This is a genomic window from Streptomyces cavernae (genome assembly GCF_004023625.1).
GTDB lineage: Bacteria > Actinomycetota > Actinomycetes > Streptomycetales > Streptomycetaceae > Streptomyces > Streptomyces cavernae.
Genome location: NZ_RPDJ01000037.1, coordinates 72,032 through 89,818, shown reverse-complemented (window position 1 = coordinate 89,818; position 17,787 = coordinate 72,032). Strand labels below are relative to the sequence as shown.

Annotated in this window: 20 protein-coding genes; 2 read left to right on the top strand and 18 right to left on the bottom strand. The window is 70.6% G+C overall.

The features are described from left to right. Positions 1-8 precede the first annotated feature (8 nt). A complete protein-coding gene (locus EF387_RS36825; RefSeq protein ID WP_238431906.1) occupies positions 9-704 on the top strand; it encodes a M23 family metallopeptidase in 696 nt (231 codons plus the stop codon). A gap of 82 nt (positions 705-786) precedes the next feature. On the opposite strand, the gene EF387_RS36820 is transcribed toward EF387_RS36825, so the two are convergent. The 17 genes from EF387_RS36820 to EF387_RS36740 form a co-directional block, all read right to left on the bottom strand. Then, the gene (locus EF387_RS36820) at positions 787-1,344 is read right to left on the bottom strand and encodes a TetR/AcrR family transcriptional regulator (RefSeq protein ID WP_128380984.1); all 558 of its coding nucleotides are present in this window, start codon (positions 1,342-1,344) and stop codon (positions 787-789) included. 360 nt (positions 1,345-1,704) lie between these two features. Beyond that, complete coding sequence (gene whiG / locus EF387_RS36815) at positions 1,705-2,541, bottom strand: RNA polymerase sigma factor WhiG (RefSeq protein WP_128380957.1); 837 nt, start codon at positions 2,539-2,541, stop codon at positions 1,705-1,707. Between the two features lie 272 nt (positions 2,542-2,813). Next, positions 2,814-3,968 (bottom strand): DNA-processing protein DprA, encoded by a 1,155-nt coding sequence (dprA, locus tag EF387_RS36810; RefSeq protein ID WP_202918483.1) that lies wholly within the window; start codon positions 3,966-3,968, stop codon positions 2,814-2,816. A 59-nt stretch (positions 3,969-4,027) separates the two neighbouring features. After that, positions 4,028-5,653, bottom strand: coding sequence for a YifB family Mg chelatase-like AAA ATPase (locus EF387_RS36805; protein ID WP_128380955.1), 1,626 nt, complete (start codon positions 5,651-5,653; stop codon positions 4,028-4,030). Beyond that, positions 5,653-6,027: a YraN family protein gene (locus EF387_RS36800; protein ID WP_128380954.1), complete on the bottom strand. Its 375-nt coding sequence runs from the start codon at positions 6,025-6,027 to the stop codon at positions 5,653-5,655. The genes EF387_RS36805 and EF387_RS36800 overlap by 1 nt, the downstream gene beginning before the upstream one ends. Before the next feature lie 113 nt (positions 6,028-6,140). Further along, complete coding sequence (locus EF387_RS36795) at positions 6,141-6,449, bottom strand: DUF2469 domain-containing protein (RefSeq protein ID WP_003965949.1); 309 nt, start codon at positions 6,447-6,449, stop codon at positions 6,141-6,143. 55 nt (positions 6,450-6,504) lie between these two features. After that, positions 6,505-7,038 (bottom strand): NUDIX hydrolase, encoded by a 534-nt coding sequence (locus EF387_RS36790; RefSeq protein ID WP_128380953.1) that lies wholly within the window; start codon positions 7,036-7,038, stop codon positions 6,505-6,507. Continuing rightward, positions 7,028-7,768 carry a signal peptidase I gene (lepB, locus tag EF387_RS36785; RefSeq protein WP_128380952.1) on the bottom strand — a complete coding sequence of 247 codons (741 nt, stop codon included), beginning with the start codon at positions 7,766-7,768 and terminating at the stop codon, positions 7,028-7,030. Before lepB (EF387_RS36785) ends, EF387_RS36790 begins: the two co-directional genes overlap by 11 nt. Positions 7,769-7,850: 82 nt before the next feature. Beyond that, a complete protein-coding gene (gene lepB, locus EF387_RS36780; protein WP_238431910.1) occupies positions 7,851-8,822 on the bottom strand; it encodes a signal peptidase I in 972 nt (323 codons plus the stop codon). Further along, the gene (gene lepB, locus EF387_RS36775; protein WP_162467266.1) at positions 8,704-9,798 is read right to left on the bottom strand and encodes a signal peptidase I; all 1,095 of its coding nucleotides are present in this window, start codon (positions 9,796-9,798) and stop codon (positions 8,704-8,706) included. Before lepB (EF387_RS36775) ends, lepB (EF387_RS36780) begins: the two co-directional genes overlap by 119 nt. Continuing rightward, positions 9,791-10,507, bottom strand: coding sequence for a signal peptidase I (gene lepB / locus EF387_RS36770; RefSeq protein ID WP_128380950.1), 717 nt, complete (start codon positions 10,505-10,507; stop codon positions 9,791-9,793). Before lepB (EF387_RS36770) ends, lepB (EF387_RS36775) begins: the two co-directional genes overlap by 8 nt. A gap of 105 nt (positions 10,508-10,612) precedes the next feature. Beyond that, positions 10,613-10,963, bottom strand: coding sequence for a 50S ribosomal protein L19 (gene rplS / locus EF387_RS36765; protein ID WP_128380949.1), 351 nt, complete (start codon positions 10,961-10,963; stop codon positions 10,613-10,615). 137 nt (positions 10,964-11,100) lie between these two features. After that, entirely contained in the window at positions 11,101-11,934 is an 834-nt protein-coding gene (trmD, locus tag EF387_RS36760) for a tRNA (guanosine(37)-N1)-methyltransferase TrmD (protein ID WP_128380948.1), read from the bottom strand. After that, entirely contained in the window at positions 11,935-12,519 is a 585-nt protein-coding gene (rimM, locus tag EF387_RS36755) for a ribosome maturation factor RimM (RefSeq protein WP_128380947.1), read from the bottom strand. A gap of 96 nt (positions 12,520-12,615) precedes the next feature. Then, positions 12,616-12,855 carry an RNA-binding protein gene (locus EF387_RS36750; RefSeq protein WP_014176063.1) on the bottom strand — a complete coding sequence of 80 codons (240 nt, stop codon included), beginning with the start codon at positions 12,853-12,855 and terminating at the stop codon, positions 12,616-12,618. Between the two features lie 2 nt (positions 12,856-12,857). Continuing rightward, positions 12,858-13,286 (bottom strand): 30S ribosomal protein S16, encoded by a 429-nt coding sequence (rpsP, locus tag EF387_RS36745; protein ID WP_128380946.1) that lies wholly within the window; start codon positions 13,284-13,286, stop codon positions 12,858-12,860. 509 nt (positions 13,287-13,795) lie between these two features. Continuing rightward, entirely contained in the window at positions 13,796-14,392 is a 597-nt protein-coding gene (locus tag EF387_RS36740) for a hypothetical protein (protein WP_128380945.1), read from the bottom strand. Positions 14,393-14,968: 576 nt separating this feature from the next. Between EF387_RS36740 and EF387_RS36735 the strand changes: the two genes are divergently transcribed. Next, the gene (locus tag EF387_RS36735; RefSeq protein ID WP_128380944.1) at positions 14,969-15,973 is read left to right on the top strand and encodes an SAM-dependent methyltransferase; all 1,005 of its coding nucleotides are present in this window, start codon (positions 14,969-14,971) and stop codon (positions 15,971-15,973) included. 142 nt (positions 15,974-16,115) lie between these two features. On the opposite strand, the gene ffh is transcribed toward EF387_RS36735, so the two are convergent. Beyond that, a complete protein-coding gene (gene ffh / locus EF387_RS36730) occupies positions 16,116-17,687 on the bottom strand; it encodes a signal recognition particle protein (protein WP_128380943.1) in 1,572 nt (523 codons plus the stop codon). Positions 17,688-17,787 lie beyond the last annotated feature (100 nt).

Below are 17,787 nucleotides of genomic sequence, written 5' to 3'. Positions count from 1 at the left end.
CTTCTCCCGTGCGAACGATTCGATGCGTGGGGATCCGGCTGCTGTTGCTGACCGCGGCCGTGCCGGGGGTGCTGACTCCGACCGCCCTCGCGGAGGTGGGCGCTGATCCGCCGGCCCCGGCTCCGTCGGCGGACACGCCACCGGAAACTGACGCGCCGTCCGCAACGGGGCCGCCGTCCGAGGCGGGGCAGCCGTCCGAAGCGGGGCAGCCGTCCGAAGCGGGGGCGGGGGTCCCGGTGGTGGGCCGCTCCTGGCCGCTCGTGCCACGGCCCTCGGTCCTACGGGGCTGGAATCCCCCGGCGACCGTCTACGGACCCGGTCACCGGGGTGTGGACCTGGCGGCGCCGGCCGGTGCTCCGGTTCGCGCCGTGGCCCCCGGCCGGGTCCTGTTCGCGGGACGGGTGGCGGGCCGGGGCGTGGTGTCGGTGGAACTGGCGAGCACCGGAGAGCCTCCCCTTCGCACGACGTACGAGCCGGTGCGAGCCTCCGTGCGTAAGGGCGAGGAGGTCATGGCCGGCACCGTCCTGGGCACGCTGGAGCCCCTCACGGCCCACTGCGAAACCACCTGTCTGCACTGGGGCCTGCGCAGGACGAGGGCCTATCTGAACCCGCTCTCGTTGCTCCCGCCGTGGCTGCTGACCAGGGGCCCGTCGCGCCTGCTGCCATTGCCCCAGGCGCCCGGAGACGGCAGGGCACGGTGGTGAGCCGCGGGGCGCCGTGGGCGGCTCAGCTGCCCCAGACGCCCGGGGACGGCGGGGCACGGTGGCGAGGGTCGCTGTGCGCGGCTCAGCCCTGAACGCCCCGCAGTGCCATGGCCACGGCGGCCTCGGCGATCGCCGTGGGTTCCTCCGCGGCGCCGAGCTCGATCCGCCGCACCGCGGCGTCCACTACCCCCTGCAGCAGCATCGCGGCGAGGCGCGGCTCGGCGTGCCCCATGGCGCTCAGCGCCTCGACCACCATCGCGACGAGCCCGCCGTGCGCGGCCCGGATCTTCTCACGGGCCCCGGCGTCGAGCTCGCTGGCGGAGATGGCCACGACGGCCCGGTGCCGCCGGTCGCCCACGAGGGTCAGCTGCCGGCGCACATAGGCCTCGACCTTGCCCTCGGGGGTGTCCGCCTGTTCCATCGCCGCCGAGACCTCGGCCGCCCAGACGGGGAAGTCGACCTCGCACAGCTCCTCGACCACGGCGGCCCGGGAGCGGAAGTACTCGTAGACGGAGGACCGCGCGAGCCCTGTGCGCTCGGCGAGCGCGGGGAATGTCAGCGCTTCCGTGCCGCCTTCGGAGAGGAGGGAGCGCGCGGCGTCCAGCAGGGCGCTGCGCTGCATCGACCGGTGCTCGGCCACGGAGGCCGCTCGAATCCTTGGCACGCGTCTACTTTACGGACGAACCTCCCACCGCGGGAGGCACCGTGTCCGCCGCACACGGACAACAAAAGGATCCGGCCACACAACCACAAAACCCCAGCCATACCTGATCCGGCCCGGCCCGGCCAAGGCCCGGCCCGGCCAAGGCACCATCCCGTCCCGCCTGCAGAACCCTGCACCCCCGGCCAAGCTCCATCGGAAACCCGACCAGACCACCGCCCACCCGACCAGACCCCTGCCGGAACCGGAGCAGACCACCAACCCGGCCAACCCTCAGCCGGAGCCCAACCAGACCACCCACCCCGGCCAGACCACCCGCGACCCGCCGAAGCCCTCACCTCAGCGTCCGAACCCGGCAAGCTTGGCGCGTAGTTGGAGTACCGACTTGGTGTGGATCTGGCTTACCCGGCTCTCGGTCACCCCGAGCACATTGCCGATCTCGGCGAGCGTGAGGCCCTCGTAGTAGTACAGGGTCACCACCGTCTTCTCCCGTTCGGGCAGCGTGTTGATCGCCCGCGCCAGGAACCGGCGCAGCTCCCGGTCCTCGGCCACCTCCACGGGGTCGTCGGCCGCGGTGTCCTCCAGGGTGTCCATGAGGCTGAGCCGCTCGCCGCCCTCGCCGCCGACGTGCAGCAGTTCCTCCAGCGCCACCACGTTCGCCAGGGACAGCTGGCCGAAGACTGCGTGCAGTTCCTCCAGGCCGATCCCCATCTCGGCGGCGACCTCACTCTCCGAGGGGGTGCGCCGCAGCTTCGCCTCCAGGGTGGCGTAGGCCCGTTCCACACTGCGCGCCTTCTGGCGCACGGAGCGCGGGATCCAGTCGAGGGCGCGCAGTTCGTCGATCATCGCGCCCCGAATCCGGGTGATCGCGTACGTCTCGAACTTGATCTCCCTCTCGATGTCGAACTTCTCGATCGCGTCGATGAGTCCGAACACCCCGGAGGAGACGAAGTCGGCCTGCTCCACATTGGGCGGCAGCCCCACGCTCACGCGCCCCGCCACGTACTTCACCAGCGGTGAGTAGTGCAGGATCAGCTGCTCGCGCAGCCGTTCGTCGCCCGTCGACTTGTACGACCGCCACAGCTCCTCGAGCGACGAGGGAGTGGGCGGCCGGGCGCTGTCGCGGGCGGCGGGGGGAACCGCCGTCCGGTCAGGCCCGGAGGTGTGCTGGGGCATTCGTCGCCTTGTGCCGTTCTGCCGTGGACTGACTGTGCCTGGGTGAGCTGTCGCTCTCGTTCCGAGATTGCCGGTCTGAGCCGTAATCCTCGTGAGCGTAGCGTGACTGGAGTGTTGCGGTGTGCGAAGGACGGCCGATGGCCCTTGCGCAGATACGTTCCGTACAGCTCTCCTCCGGGCCACCAGGGTTGCGTTCCGTGATCACCCGGTGGTGTCAACCGCGGGAATGACCGAGGTCACGACGGGTCGTCCGGACGGCCGAACACGCTCTGTCAGCGCTCATCCCCCTCCCCGAACACGGGCCGACCGGGGCGCGTCGCCTGGCGTGTCAACTTCCAGCCGTCGTCGTGTCGTTCGACGAAGCCGAGGGACTGGAGTTCGTAGAGTCTCCCGATCGCGTCGTCCTGGGATGTGCTCGCGTCACGGGCGATCTCCGCGACCCGGGCCGTTCCGCGACCGGGCAGGGCGGCCAGTACCCGTGCGGCGCCCGGTTCGAGGAGGTCACGCGGGAGGACCGGGCCACGGCGGTCGGGGGCCAGGTCGCCGATGTCTCCGACCAGTTCGGCGACCTCCGCGGCGTCGGTGACCAGGACCGCCTCCCCCCGCAGGAGTTCGTGCACCCCCGCGGAGAGCCCGCTGGTCGCCGGGCCCGGCACGCCCATGGTGAAGCGGCCGAGCCGCTGCGCGGAGCGTGCGGTGACGAGGGCGCCGCTGCGGTAGGCGGCCTCGACGACGACCGTGCCGCGGGTGAGCGCCGCGATGACCCGGTTGCGGAGGATGAATCTGCTGGGTGTGGGGTGGTCGCCGGGCGGGAGCTCCCCCACGACCAGCCCCTGTGCGGCGATCCTGCTGATCAGCTCGGTGTGGCCGCGCGGATAGGGGCGGTCGACGCCGCAGGCGAGGACAGCGACGGTCGCACCACCGGCGCCGAGCGCTCCGCGGTGGACGGCGCCGTCGACGCCGTACGCTCCGCCGGAGACGACGACCCAGCCCAGTTCGGCGAGCCCGGCGCCGAGCGTGGCCGCCATATGGGCGCCGTACTCGGTGCAGGCGCGGGCGCCCACCACGGCGACGGAGCGCAGTGCCCAGGTGCGCAGACTGGGGCGCCCGCGGACCCACAGCCCAATGGGTCGCACGTCGCCGAGGTCGTCGAGCTGGGCCGGCCATTCCGGTTCCCCGGGGCAGATGAAGCGCGCCCCCGCCTGTGCGGCCTCGGCGAGATCCCGCTCGGGACACACCTTCGCTCCCCGGGCCCGCAGCCCTTCCCACCGTTTCTCGCTCGCCCCCGGCAGCACCGCACCGCCCGCGACCACCCGCCGCAGCACCTCCACGGCCCCGTATTCCCGCAGCCACCGCCCTCCGGCCTCGTCACCGGGCTCGAGGACCCGCGTGAGCGCGACCCGGGCGAGCCGTTCGTCGCCCGCCACGCCCGCTTCCCCATCGGGCGGATGGCCACCGCAGCCCCCGTTTCCCCCACGGCCCCCGTTCACGGCATGGCGCCGATCATCATGGGCACACCGCGGGGAACCCCGGTGCGCAGTTGGAGGGCCAGGTCGACATCCCCGGCGTCCGGACGGTCGTGGCCCATCAGGTCGGCCACGGTCCAGGCGACGCGGAGCACCCGCTCCAGGCCGCGGGCCGTCAGGAATCCGCCTTCGAGCGCCCGCTCGGCCCCGTCCATCGCCCCGGGCACCGGTCGCCAACGGCTGCGCAGCTCACGCCCCGGCACCTCGCTGTTGGTCCGCCAGGAGGTTCCGGCGAGACGCGCGGCCGACCGTTCCCTGGCGGCACGGACCCGCGCGGCGACCGCCTGTGTGGACTCACCACGGGCGCCCTGCGCGGTCAGCTCGGTTCTGGTGACCCGGTCCACCTCGACGCGCAGGTCGACCCGGTCGAGCAACGGTCCGGAGAGCCGGGCCTGGTAACGGCGCACGATGGAGGGAGGGCAGTCGCAGGTCTCCGCCTGCAGACTGAAGCGCCCGCAGGGGCAGGGGTTGGCCGCGAGCACCATCAGGAACTTCGCGGGGAACCGGACGACACCGGCACTGCGCGCGATCACGACATAGCCCGCCTCCAGGGGCTGTCGAAGCGCGTCCAGGGCCTGGCTGCGGAACTCGGGCGCCTCGTCGAGGAAGAGCACCCCGCGGTGGGCGATCGAGGCGGCCCCGGGCCGTGCGATGCCGTGGCCGCCGCCCACCAGCGCCTGCATCGTAGCCGAGTGATGGGGCGCGCAGAACGGCGGGGTGTCCACCAGCGGCTTGCCCGGCGGCAGCAGTCCGGCGACCGAATGGACCGCCGTGACCTCCAGGGACGACTCCCGGGTGAGCGGTGGCATGATCGACGGAAGGCGTTCGGCGAGCATCGTCTTGCCGGCGCCGGGGGGTCCTTCCAGGAAGACGTGGTGGCCCCCGGCGGCGGCCACCTCCATCGCGGTGCGTGCCGCGTGCTGCCCCACGACATCGGCGAAGTCGTGCCCGTGGTCCGGTTCCGTGGCGGAGAAGCCGGCGAGGCCCGTGGCCTCGCCCGTCCCGGGCAGGCGCAGGCCCGCCATGAGCGGGTCCGGGCGGCCGTGTTCCTCCGGCTCCTCCTCGGGCACGGGTTCGTCCGTGAGCACGGCGATCAGCTGGCGCAGACTGCGCACTCCGAGCACCGAGACCCCCGGAACCAACGAGGCCTCGGTGGCCGCGCACTCCGGGACGACCACCTGCTCGTACCCGGCGTCCGCCGCCGCCAGCACCGCGGGCAGCACGCCCCGCACGGGGCGGACCCGGCCGTCCAGCCCGAGCTCGCCGATCATGACGATGTCCGCGAGCACACGGGGGTCGATCCGCTCGGCGGCCCCGAGCACCGCACAGGCGACGGCGAGGTCGAAACCGGATCCCGCCTTGGGCACCGAGGCCGGGCTCAGCCCGACGGTGAGCTTCTTCTGCGGCCATTCGCCGCCGGAGTTGACCACCGCGGCCCGGACCCGGTCCCGGCTCTCACTCAGGCTCTTGTCCGGAAGGCCCACCAGACTGAAGGCGGCGAGGCCCGGTTCGAGGTCCGCCTGGACCTCCACCACCACACCCTCGACACCGACCAGCGCCACCGAACACGTACGGGCGAATCCCATCAGGCCACACCCCGCACGTGCTGCACCACGGGTGCTCCGCGGTCGGGCAGGAGGACCCCGATGACGTCGATGCGCACCCCGCCGGGCGGTGCTCCTCCGTGCTGGTGCAGCCAGCGTTCCGCGAGGCCCCGCAAGCGGTCCGCCTTGACCTGCGTGACCGCCGCCATCGGATGCTGGAAGCCACCGCCGCCCCTGCGGGTCTTGACCTCGCAGAAGACCAGCGCGTCCCCGTCCCGCGCCACGATGTCGATCTCTCCGGTCCTGCCTCCGCGCCAGTTGCGCTCCAGGACCGTCATCCCGGCCTCGGTCAGCCGCCGCGCGGCCAGATCCTCGCCGTACCTGCCGAGTGCACTGCGTGCGTTGCCCGTGGTCATGTCGGCACCACCTCCGGCGCCAACACTGCGGCCTCAGCCCATCCCTTGTGGATCTTGGTGGACAGGCCGACGAATGTGGATAACTCCGTCACCCACACGAGCGAAGTAGCGAATCAGCCACCCGGCAGTTCGAGGTCGCTCTTGTTCAACTCCTCGATGTTCACGTCCTTGAACGTCAGGACGCGCACCTGCTTCACGAACCGGGCCGGCCGGTACATGTCCCAGACCCAGGCGTCCGCCATGGACACCTCGAAGAACACCTCACCCTGGACGGAGTGCACCTGCATCTCGTAGTCGTTGGTGAGGTAGAAACGCCGTTCGGTCTCGATCACGTATTTGAACAGACCGACGACATCGCGGTACTCCCGGTAGAGCTTGAGCTCCATCTCGGTCTCGTACTTCTCGAGGTCCTCGGCGCTCATGGCATGTTCCCCTTCAGCCGTGCGTCCCCCTATTGTGCGCCAGCCCCGCGAGCCCCTAGACAATTTCCGTGTCAAGGACTTTCGGCCTGGCCGGGGGACCCTCGTCGAGCAGCGTGCGCAGCAGCTCGGCGAGTCTGGTCGGATACACCGTCTCATGTGCCTCGGTCAGTTCCCGGCACGTCCACCAACGCGCTCCGGCGACACTGCGCCGTTCCAGCTCGGTCAGCCCTGCCGCGGCGAGCACCGTCCGCGTACCGGTCGTGCGGGCCAGGTAGTACCACTCGTCCTGGTCCCAGCGTCGACCCGCGAACGGGAAGGAGCACTTCCGCTGCCACAGCACCGGTCCGAGCTCGACGTCGGTGATGCCGGTCTCCTCGGCGAGTTCCCGCAGAGCGGCTTCCTCACGGGTCTCGTCGCCTTCCACTCCACCGCCCGGTGTGAACCACCAGTCGTCGGCGGTGTCGTCCGGCTCGTGCCCGTGCAGCAGCAGGATCCGGTCCTGAGCGTCGAGCAGCACCACCCGTGCGACCTTGCGCAGCTCGCCGCCGAGGGGATCCGGCCCGGGAGGGCCGGCCGGCTCAGCCGACACCGACCGGCTCCGCCCGCTGCCGGCTGCGCCGTTCGGCCAGCCGCTTGGCGACCGGCCCGTACGCCCCGCCGCCGAGGACCAGCACCGCGCCCGCCACGACCGCCAGCATGATCAGCCGCAGCGGGCCGGGCGACGAGATGGGGCCCAGTTCCTCGAAGCCCGTCGGGCGGGCCAGCATGCCGTCCATGGGCCAGGCCACCGCGTCGACCCGGGAGTCCACCGCGCTGCGCGCCACCGTGCCGCTGAAGGCCTCCGTGAGGTGGGCCGTGGAGTCGAGTGAGCCGCTGCGCTCGTCGCCGAGCAGGAACAGCCGGCCCTCGGGGACCGTGATGGTCGGGATCGCCTTGGACTCGGCCGCCTGGCCCTCGGGGATGTAGGATTCGTCGACCTGCTTGCCGTTGACGGTCAGCTTGCCGTCGGTGCAGCAGCCCACCTTGTCCCCGCCGATCGCCACGACCCGCTTGACCAGCGGCATGTCGCCCCAGCTCTCCTGCCGGAAGACGACGACGTCGCCCCGCTCGACCTCGGAGCCGTCGATACGCTCCGCGAGGACCCGGTCACCGGCCACGATCGTGGGTGACATGGAGTCGGTGGGCACGGTGTAGGGCTTGTAGACGACGGCGCCCCAGGCGAACCCGCCGAGGAAGAGCACACAGCCGAGGGCCACGGCGAGCCCCGACAACGCGTTGCCCAGTCGTGAGCCCTCGTCCGTACGAACGGTTCCGCTCATCCCAGTGCGCCCCCACTCCGAAGAATCGCCTTTCGCCGCCCGATGCCGGGCCCGCGGAAGATCGGCGGTCTGGGACGGCACCCTACCCGGCGGTACCGCGCCCAGAAAGCCCGGAGTTTCCGCCGGTAATCCGGCGGCGCCGCCACAGCACGAGCGGCACCGCGCCCAGCAGGCTCAGCGCGCCGGGCGCCGCAGCGGCGCTCAGGTTCTGGTCGAAGGTGTCGGGAACCGGCAGCGTGTCCCAGCGAGTGGGCGGCCAGGCGACCACGATGGCGCGGCCGACGACGTTGCCCACCGGCACGAAGCCCTTGTTCTCGTCGTCCTGGTGGTAGCGGGAGTCCAGCGAGTTCTGCCGGTGGTCACCCATGACCCAGATTTTGCCTTCGGGGACCTTCACCTTGAACTGGCCACCCTGGTCGTCCATGCTGCACGGGGTGTTGTCCGGGTAGACGTAGGGCTCGTTCAGGGCCTTGCCGTTGACCTTCAGCGGACCGGTGCCCTTGCACTCGACCGTGTCGCCCGCGACGCCGATGACCCGCTTGATGAGGTCTTTCTCGTCGGCGGACGGCATCAGGCCGATCTTGCTGAGGATCTCCTGCACCGCGTTCGGGTTGGGCGTGGGCTCGCCCGCCAGCCATTCGTCCGGGTCGTGGAAGACGACCACCTCGCCGCGCTCGGGATCCGAGCCGAACCACGGGGTCAGCTTGTCGACCAGCACCCGGTCACCCTGCTGGAGGGTGTTCTGCATCGAGTCCGAGGGGATGGAGAACGCCTGCACCAGGAAGGTCTTGATCAGCAGCGCCAGTACGAGGGCGATGCCGATGAGGATCGGCAGTTCCTTCCAGAAGGAGCGCTGCTTCTTCTTCGGCGCGGGCGGTTGCTGGTCGGCGTCCGTACCTCGGTCATGGTCGTCGCCTCCTCCGCCCCCGCCACCGTCACTCTCTGCGGGGGTGGGCACGGCGTCCTCTGCGGGAGACGAATCCGTATCGGGTCGCGCATCGGGTCCCTCTCGGTGCTCCTCCGGGCCGTCGTGTCCGGACCGTGCGCCGACCACCAAATCCCCCACATCCACTCCTCACTCCATGCCGCTGCCTACGCCGGAGGAGGCGCAGGCCCACCACTCCCATAACGAGCGGGAGTTCCGCAGGGGTCGGGAGCGGGATCATTCCGTTGAGATCCGCGGCTGCCACCCTATGCGACGGGCCGAGTGCGGTGGTCGACCCGGCGGGCACGGACGCGTACGTGTCCGGTTCCTCCAGGCGGGTCATGTGGCCGATGGGCCAGGCGATCACCATGGCGCGGCCGACCACGGACTCCTCGGAGACAGTTCCGTTGTACGCCTCGGTGCGGTGGTAGCGCGAATCGGCGGAATTGGCACGGTGGTCGCCCATCACCCAGAGTCGGCCGGCGGGGACCTTGATCTCGAAGGCGATGTCGGAGGGCTTGTTGCCGGACTTGACGTACGGCTCGTTCAGCGGCATGCCGTTGACCGTGACGCGGCCCTGGGTGTCACAGCACTTGACGGTGTCGCCGCCGACCGCCACCACACGCTTGATGAGGTCGCGGTCGTTGTCGGAGGGCAGCAGACCGATGGCGATGAGGCCCTGCTTGATCTGCTTGACGACGATGGGATCGTCCTTGGGCGCGCCCTGTTCCTGTTCCAGCCAGTTGCCGGGGTCTTGGAAGACGACGACGTCGCCCCGCTGCGGCTTCGAGCCGAACCAGGGCGTGAGCTTGTCGACGAGTACGCGGTCGCCGATCTGGATCGTCGCCTCCATGGACCCCGAGGGGATCACGAAGGCCTGGACGAGGAACGTTTTCAGGACCAGGGCGATGACCACCGCGACCCCGACGAGGATGGGTATCTCCCGCAGCGCCGAACGGCGGCGTTTGCGTTTGACCTTGCGCTGCAGTTTCCGGCGCTCTGCCCGGCCGTGGTACTGCATGGCGCTCGACGTGCGGCGGGATCCGGTGGGGAGCAGGTTGTCGGCGACGCTTCCCGAGCCCCGAGGTTTTCCGCGGTTACCCATGGGCACCGTCCGCGGCGGGCACGCGCGCGTAGGCGTCCGACCGGTTCAGATGGATCCAGTGGTCCGTAGGCCAGGCGATCCACTCTGCCCTGCCGATCACGGACCCCACCGGGACCATGCCGCCGCCCGGCGAGCCGAGACGGTCGCGGGAGTCGCGGGATTCGACGCGGTTGTCTCCGAGGAGGAACAGCCTGCCGCCGGGTACGACGACGTCGAAAGGCACCTGTGACGGTCTGTCGCCCGCGTACAGGAAGGAGCTCTCGTCCACAGACCGGCCGTTCACCTCGATCCTCCCCTGCTTGTCGCAGCAGACCACCCGGTCTCCCCCCACGCCCACGACACGCTTGATGTAGTCAGCATCACCGAAGTACCCGGATCCGTCGAAGACCACAACATCTCCGCGCTGTGGCTCCGAACCGAAACGGTACGCCAACTTATTTACGAGAACGCGGTCCCCGATCCTCAATCCGGGCTCCATGGAGCTGCTCGGGATCTGGAAGGGCTGCAGCACAAAGGTGCTGATAACCAGCAAAAGCACCAGGCACAGCAGTGCACTGAGGGTGATCCGGCCGCCGGGCACCCATTCGGCGAGGTACCCGACCAACGAGAAACGCGACCGACCCTCCGGCTCCGCGGGATCCGGAAGCTGTCCGGAAGGTACGGATTGGGAGGCGCGGTCGCGCTCCTCGTGCTGTGCTTCGGTGTCCATCGGAAACCGATGGTAACCGGCGCTCCTGTCTCGCCGCTGCCATCGAGTGAGGTCTCCGGGGGCGCGGCAACGCCCTCCCCAGACCCCGTTCGCGGCGGTGAGAGCTCAGTTCTCGCGCTTCTCCTTGATCTTCGCGGCCTTGCCGCGCAGGTCGCGCAGGTAGTAGAGCTTGGCGCGACGCACGTCACCGCGGGTGACGAGCTCGATCTTCTCGACGATCGGGGTGTGCACCGGGAAGGTGCGCTCGACGCCCACGGAGAAGGAGACCTTGCGGACCGTGAAGGTCTCACGGACGCCCGAACCCTGGCGGCGGATCACGACGCCCTTGAACTGCTGCACACGGGAGCGGTTGCCCTCGATGACGCGCACGTGGACGTTGACGGTGTCGCCCGGGCGGAAGGCCGGAACGTCGCTGCGCAGCGACGCGCTGTCGACGGAGTCGAGCAGGTGAGACATGATCGTCTGCTTTCTTCGCCGATGCCACAGGTCATCGACGGAACGTGTGGTGGATTCCATCAGCTGCCGTACTCGTCGGGGCGGGCGTCGTCTCCCCCTGTGGCAGGGGCGCACGCCGGACGGCGGACAACAGCGGCCTATTCTTCCACGGGCCCCAGCCTGCGCCAAAATCGGCCGTGCTGTTCGCCCTCCGGGTCCGGCGCCCAGCCCAGGATGGAGAGCATTTCGCGGTCCTTCTTGTCGAAGGCCGCGGGATCGCACCGCTCTATCAGGTCCGGCCGGTTGAGGGTGGTGCGGCGCAGGGCCTCGTCCCGCCGCCAGCGCGCGATCTTGCCGTGGTGGCCGCTGAGCAGGACGTCCGGGATACCGCGGCCGCGCCACTGGGGCGGCTTGGTGTAGACGGGCCCTTCCAGGAGGTTGGCCATGGCTCCGGGCGCGAAGGAGTCGTCCTGGTGGGACTCGGCGTTGCCCAGCACACCGGGCAGGAGCCGGGCCACGGCCTCCGTGATGACCAGGACGGCCGCTTCGCCGCCGGCGAGGACGTAGTCGCCGATGGACACCTCGTGGACGGGCATGCGGGTTGCGTACTCGTCGACGACGCGGCGGTCGATGCCCTCGTAGCGGGCCGGCGTGAAGATCAGCCAGGGACGCTCGCAGAGCTCGACGGCGAGTTCCTGGGTGAACGGGCGCCCGCTGGGTGTGGGCACGATGAGGGCGGGCCCGTGGGCGCCGGTCTCATAGCCGTCCGCGAGCACGGCGTCCAGGGCGTCCCCCCAGGGGTCGGTCTTCATGACCATGCCGGGGCCGCCGCCGTAGGGGGTGTCGTCGACCGTGTTGTGCCGGTCGTACGTCCACCGGCGCAGGTCGTGCACCTGGACGTCGAGCTGTCCACGCGCGCGTGCCTTGCCGACCAGGGAGACGTTCAGGGGCTCCAGGTACTCGGGGAAGATGGTGACGACGTCGAGCCGCATCTACGCCTCTTCCCCGGACGCGGTGGCGTCTTCCCCGCGCTCGGCGCCCTCGTCCCGCGAAGAGGCGATCTCGGCGTGGTCGTCGATGAGGCCCGGCGGGGGGTCGATGACGGCCCGCTGTGCCTCGAGGTCGACCTCGGTGACGATCTCCTCGACGAACGGGACGAGCACTTCGGTCCCGTCCGGGCGTTCGACCACGAACAGGTCCTGCGAGGGCAGGTGCGAGATCTCGGTGATGCGGCCGACGGCGACCCCGTCCACCGTGACGACGTCGAGGTCCATCAGCTGGTGGTCGTAGTACTCGTCGGGTTCCTCGGGGCGCTCGTCCGGGTCGACCTCGGCGATCAGGAGGGTGTTGCGCAGCGCCTCGGCGGCGTTCCGGTCGCGCACGCCCTCGAAGCGCAGCAGGAGCCGGCCGCTGTGCACCCGGCCGGTCTCGATGGTCAGCGGTCCGGTGGAGGCCGGGTCGGTGGCCAGGACGGCGCCGGGGGCGAGCCTCAGCTCCGGCTCGTCGGTGCGTACCTCGACGGTGACCTCGCCCTTGATGCCATGGGCGCGGCCGATCCGTGCGACTACCAGCTGCACTGTGCTTGCTCTCCTGTCATACGACGGGCCTGTCGAACGACTGCGGGCCGGGGACGGCCCGTAGGCCCTCCCCGGCCCGAGCCGGTGCTGCGTTGTTCAGCGAACCTGGTCGACGTCGACTAGGTCGACGCGGACACCGCGGCCGCCGATGGCGCCCACGACGGTGCGCAGCGCGCGTGCGGTGCGGCCGTTGCGGCCGATCACCTTGCCGAGGTCGTCGGGGTGCACCCGGACCTCGAGGACGCGCCCGCGGCGCAGGTTGCGCGAGGCGACCTGCACATCGTCGGGGTTGTCGACGATGCCCTTCACGAGGTGCTCGAGCGCCTCCTCGAGCATGCTCAGGCCTCGGTCGACTCAGACGAGGAGGACTCGGCGGTGGCGTCGTCCTTCTTCTCGGCCTTCTTCTTCTGGGTGATGGCCTCACCCTTGCCCTCGTCCTCACCGCTCAGGGCGTCGAAGGACGGACGCGTCGCCTTCTCGGCCGGCTGCAGCAGCGGAGCCGGGGCGGGCTCGCCCTTGAACTTCTGCCAGTCGCCGGTCTTCTTGAGGATGGCGAGCACGGGCTCGGTCGGCTGGGCGCCGACACCCAGCCAGTACGCGACACGCTCGGCGTCGACCTCGATGCGCGAGGGGTTCTGCACCGGGTGGTACAGGCCGATCTCCTCGATGGCCCGGCCGTCGCGGCGGGTGCGGGAGTCGGCGATGACGATGCGGTAGTGAGGCGAACGGATCTTGCCCAGACGCTTCAGCTTGATCTTGACTGCCACGGGAGTGGGTTCTCCTGGATTGACGTGGTTGGGCACGGCGAGATGGCCGCGTGGGGTTGCGGTACCCGAGTGCCCGATGGACGCGTCAGCCGGAGGAGAGAGGGGTCCTGTACGGCTGTCGAGTACAGCTAGCCATTGTGCCACATCGCGGGCATGCCTCATGCCGGGCGGGGCGCCCCCGGGCAGGGGCCACTGCGCACCCGGTGCCGGGATCGTGGAACCGGCCGCCACCGCCGGACACTCACGTCCCGCGGCCGACCCACGGCCGCGGAAACCGCGAGCCGCGACACACGGACCAATTGTCACGTTGAGCGGCAGAATGGACGCATTGAGTAACGGCGCGGAACGCGACGACGCGCCGCCCGGCGCGGGGCCGGGCGGCTCGCCCAGGGACACCGTCATGCGACTTGACGCCACACGAAGCCATGCACATGCGCCGGGCGGCCCCGGGTGGGTGCGCTCCCCGCATCCAGCCCGTCGGTCCGCTTGGCCACGGCCGGCCGTGTCCGTCAGCTCGCCGCGGCGCCCACCGGCTCCGGGATCCGGAAGGGTTTGCCGCACCCCCCGCACACGATCGGCGCCTGGGCCAGCACCGACGGGACGACCCGTACGTTGCGGCCACAGTCGCAGACCGCCTTCACCCGGACGCCGCCCCCGGAGGAGCCGTGCCGGGCGGCCGGGCCCCGGAAGGTGCGCGCGGTGTCGGCGGACGTCGCGGCGGAGTGCGCCTTGAGGGCGCGCTGCAGGCGCTCGATCGTCGGGCGGTAACGGCGCTTCGCCTCGGGGTTGAGCGTGACCAGCGAGAAGCCGCTGCTGGGGTGCGGCTCATCGGGGTGGTCCAGGCCCAACTCCTCGGCGATCGCCAGGAATCTGCGGTTGTGGTACCGGCCGGCGCGCGAGGTGTCGCGGACTCCACGCGCGGCGGCGATGCCGTGGACTGCCTCATGGAGCAGTCGCTCGAAGGAGAGTTCGTGCCCGCAAGCGGACGACGACTCCCCGATCAGGGATTCGGGCGCGGCAAGATCTGGCAGCTCGGGGTGGTGCCGCTGAATATCGGCCCACGCCCCTGCCAGCTCTGCGGCGAGAACAGGTGGTGTCGTGCTCACGTCGTGACAACGAGCCGGAGTGCCCCTGTGTTCCTATTCCGGGGCATCCCAAATAATTTGCACGTACCCGTCAGTTGCCGCTGATGCGTCCTGACGAGGGCGGGTGCGCAGATGTGCGGAGAAGTGTCACAGCTCATACCAAGGCGGTACGTAGCCACACGTACGCCCCGGCGCGTAGGCGAGGCCCGAGCGCCGGGACCTCTGTGGTCGCGGGATGCGCAAGGGGCGTTTTCGGCCGTGCTTCCGTACTTCCGTCAGCGTGCGCGCCGACCGCGACGTTACCCGGAGCGTCGTCCACGCCCGGTACGGACACGTCCTCCGCGACCAGACACCGTACGGTCACGGCGTGCTCGGCCGGCCCGACCGCGAGGAATGCTACGGGTCCACGTTGCGGGAATGTGAATTCTGCGCCTGTCCGGCGCCCTGCGCAGGGGGTTCACAAACCGGGCGTCACCACCCCTGGACGCGGCGAGCCGTGCGCAGTTTCCTGGCATACGGGGGAGTGCGCGCGCACTGCACGGGGGCCGGTCGAAACGGGGTATCAGGGCAACTCTCGGCGGAATGGGGCGCTTACATATGACACCTACGCTCGTGCGGCAGCAGCTGTCTTCTACGGGGCCGGTGCCCCGGGTGGACCCGTCTGCACGCGCACGCGACTGGGCGGAGATCCAGGAAAGGATGCTGGTCCCGCTCTACGAGGCCGTCTACGAGCGACTTGACGTGGGACCCGGCACCCGGCTGCTCGGGCTCGGCTGCGGTACGGGGCTCGCCCTGCTGATGGCCGCCTCGCGCGGAGCCGCGGTCACCGGCGTGGAATCCGGCGCGCCGGAACGGCTGGCGTTGGCGCGGGAGCGGTTGCTGGGTGAAGGCGGCGGAAACGGTACCGGTGGCGCGGGCCGGGGAACGCCCGCGCACACGGACACCCGGCTCGTGGCCGGCGCCCCCGGCGACGCGGTGGTCGACACCCGGACCCCCTCGTACACACTGATCACCGCCTTCGAGCCGATCGGCGGTGCGGCGGGGGACACGGAAGGGCTCGGCGAACTGCTGTCGGAGGCGACTCCGCTCGCTCGGCGCGGTGCGCCGGTCGTGCTCGTGGGGTGGGGACCGCCGGAGCGGTGTGTCACCTCGAAGGTGCTGCGGGTGGCCTCACGGCTGGCGGATCCCCTGCCCGGGAGCGGTCCCGGGAGCGGCAGCGGCAGCGGCAGTAGCAGCAGCAGCGGCAGCGGCAGCGGGACCGGCAGAACGGGACGTGGAGCAGGCACCGGCGCCGGAGCCCGCCCCGGGACCTGCACCGCGAGCTGGCGGCCGGCTCGACGGGACGACCTCGAGGAGGTGGCCCAGCGCGCCGGGCTCCGTCCCGACGGCTCGGGACGGGTCGCGTGCCCCTTCGGGTACGCAGATGTGGACAGCGCGGTGCGTGGGCTGTTGTCCACCGGGTTCTTCGATGCCGCCGTGGAGGCCACGGACCGGATGCAGGTCGACAAGGAGGTGCGGGAGGCGGTGCATCCGTATCGGCGGCCCGATGGGGCCGTGTGGATGCCCAACGTCTTCCGTTACCTGATCGCCCGCACGGTCTGAGGTACGGGGCGGGCCGGTACTCATGGGCCGGAGGGCTGATGTGCCGGAGGGGCTGAGCTGACTCAGCCCCTCAGCGCGTACTCGGCGGCCCCTCGCCCCGGTCCGTTCGGACGATGTCCCCCGGCCCGGTCCGTCCAGGCGATCAGCCCATGAACTTCTTGAACTCGTCGGGCAGTTCGAAGTCCTGCGCACCCTGCTGCCCCGGCAGCCCGAACGCGCCGCCCGGCGCACCCGGCGCTCCACCCTGCGCCGCCGCCGCACGCCGCGCCGCGGCTTCCTGCTCCTGCTGCTTGCGCTTCATCGGGTTGCCGGAGCGCTGCTTGCCCTTGGCCTTCTTCTGCTGCTTGCGCTGCCGGCCGGGTCCGCCGCCCATGCCCGGCATCCCGGGCATCCCCGGCATGCCGCCGCCCTGGGCCATGCGGGACATCATCTTGCGCGCCTCGAAGAACCGCTCGACCAGGTTCTTCACCGCGCTCACCTCGACGCCCGAACCGCGGGCGATACGGGCGCGGCGCGAGCCGTTGATGATCGTCGGGTCCTGGCGCTCGCCGGGGGTCATCGACTTGATGATCGCGGCCGTCCGGTCGACGTCGCGCTCGTCCAGGTTGTTGATCTGGTCCTTGATCTGGCCCATGCCCGGCAGCATGCCGAGCAGCTTCGAGATCGACCCCATCTTCCTGACCTGTTCCATCTGGGCCAGGAAGTCGTCGAGCGTGAAGTCCTGCCCCTTCTTGGACGCCAGCTTGGAGGCCATCTTCTCGGCCTCTTCCTGGCTGAACGTCCGCTCCGCCTGCTCGATCAGGGTGAGCAGGTCACCCATGTCGAGGATGCGGGAGGCCATCCGGTCGGGGTGGAAGGCGTCGAAGTCGTCGAGCTTCTCGCCGTTCGACGCGAACATGATCGGCTTGCCGGTGACCGAGGCGATGGAGAGCGCCGCACCACCACGGGCGTCGCCGTCGAGCTTCGACAGCACGACGCCGTCGAAGCCGACGCCGTCGCGGAAGGCCTCCGCGGTGTTGACCGCGTCCTGTCCGATCATCGCGTCGACGACGAACAGGATCTCGTCCGGCGAGACCGCGTCCCTGATGTCCGCGGCCTGCTGCATCATCTCCTGGTCGATGCCCAGGCGGCCGGCGGTGTCCACGACCACGATGTCGTGAACCTTCGACTTCGCGAACTCGATGGAGTCCTTGGCCACCTTGACCGGGTCACCGACGCCGTTGCCCGGCTCCGGCGCGTAGACCGCGACACCCGCGCGCTCGGCGACGACGCTGAGCTGGTTGACCGCGTTGGGCCGCTGGAGGTCGGCCGCCACGAGCAGCGGCGAGTGGCCCTGCTCCTTCAGCCACCTGCCGAGCTTGCCCGCGAGGGTGGTCTTACCGGCACCCTGCAGACCCGCGAGCATGATCACGGTCGGCGGCTGCTTGGCGAAGCGCAGCCGCCGGGTCTCGCCGCCGAGGATCGTGACCAGTTCGTCGTTGACGATCTTGAGGACCTGCTGGGCGGGGTTGAGCGCCTTGGAGACCTCGGCCCCGAGGGCGCGCTCCTTGACGTTCTTGATGAACGCCCGCACCACCGGCAGGGCCACGTCCGCTTCGAGGAGCGCGATCCGGATTTCCCGTGCCGTGGCGTCGATGTCCGCCTCGCTGAGGCGCCCCTTGCCCCGGAGGGACTTGAAAGTGGCTGAGAGGCGGTCGGAGAGAGTATCGAACACGGCGGCGTCGGTCCTCGGAGTAGGCGACAGTCTGGGTTGCCCTCCAGAGTATCGGGCCCTGCGAACAATCGTCCCCGCCCACGGTCCGCTGAGCGCTGGA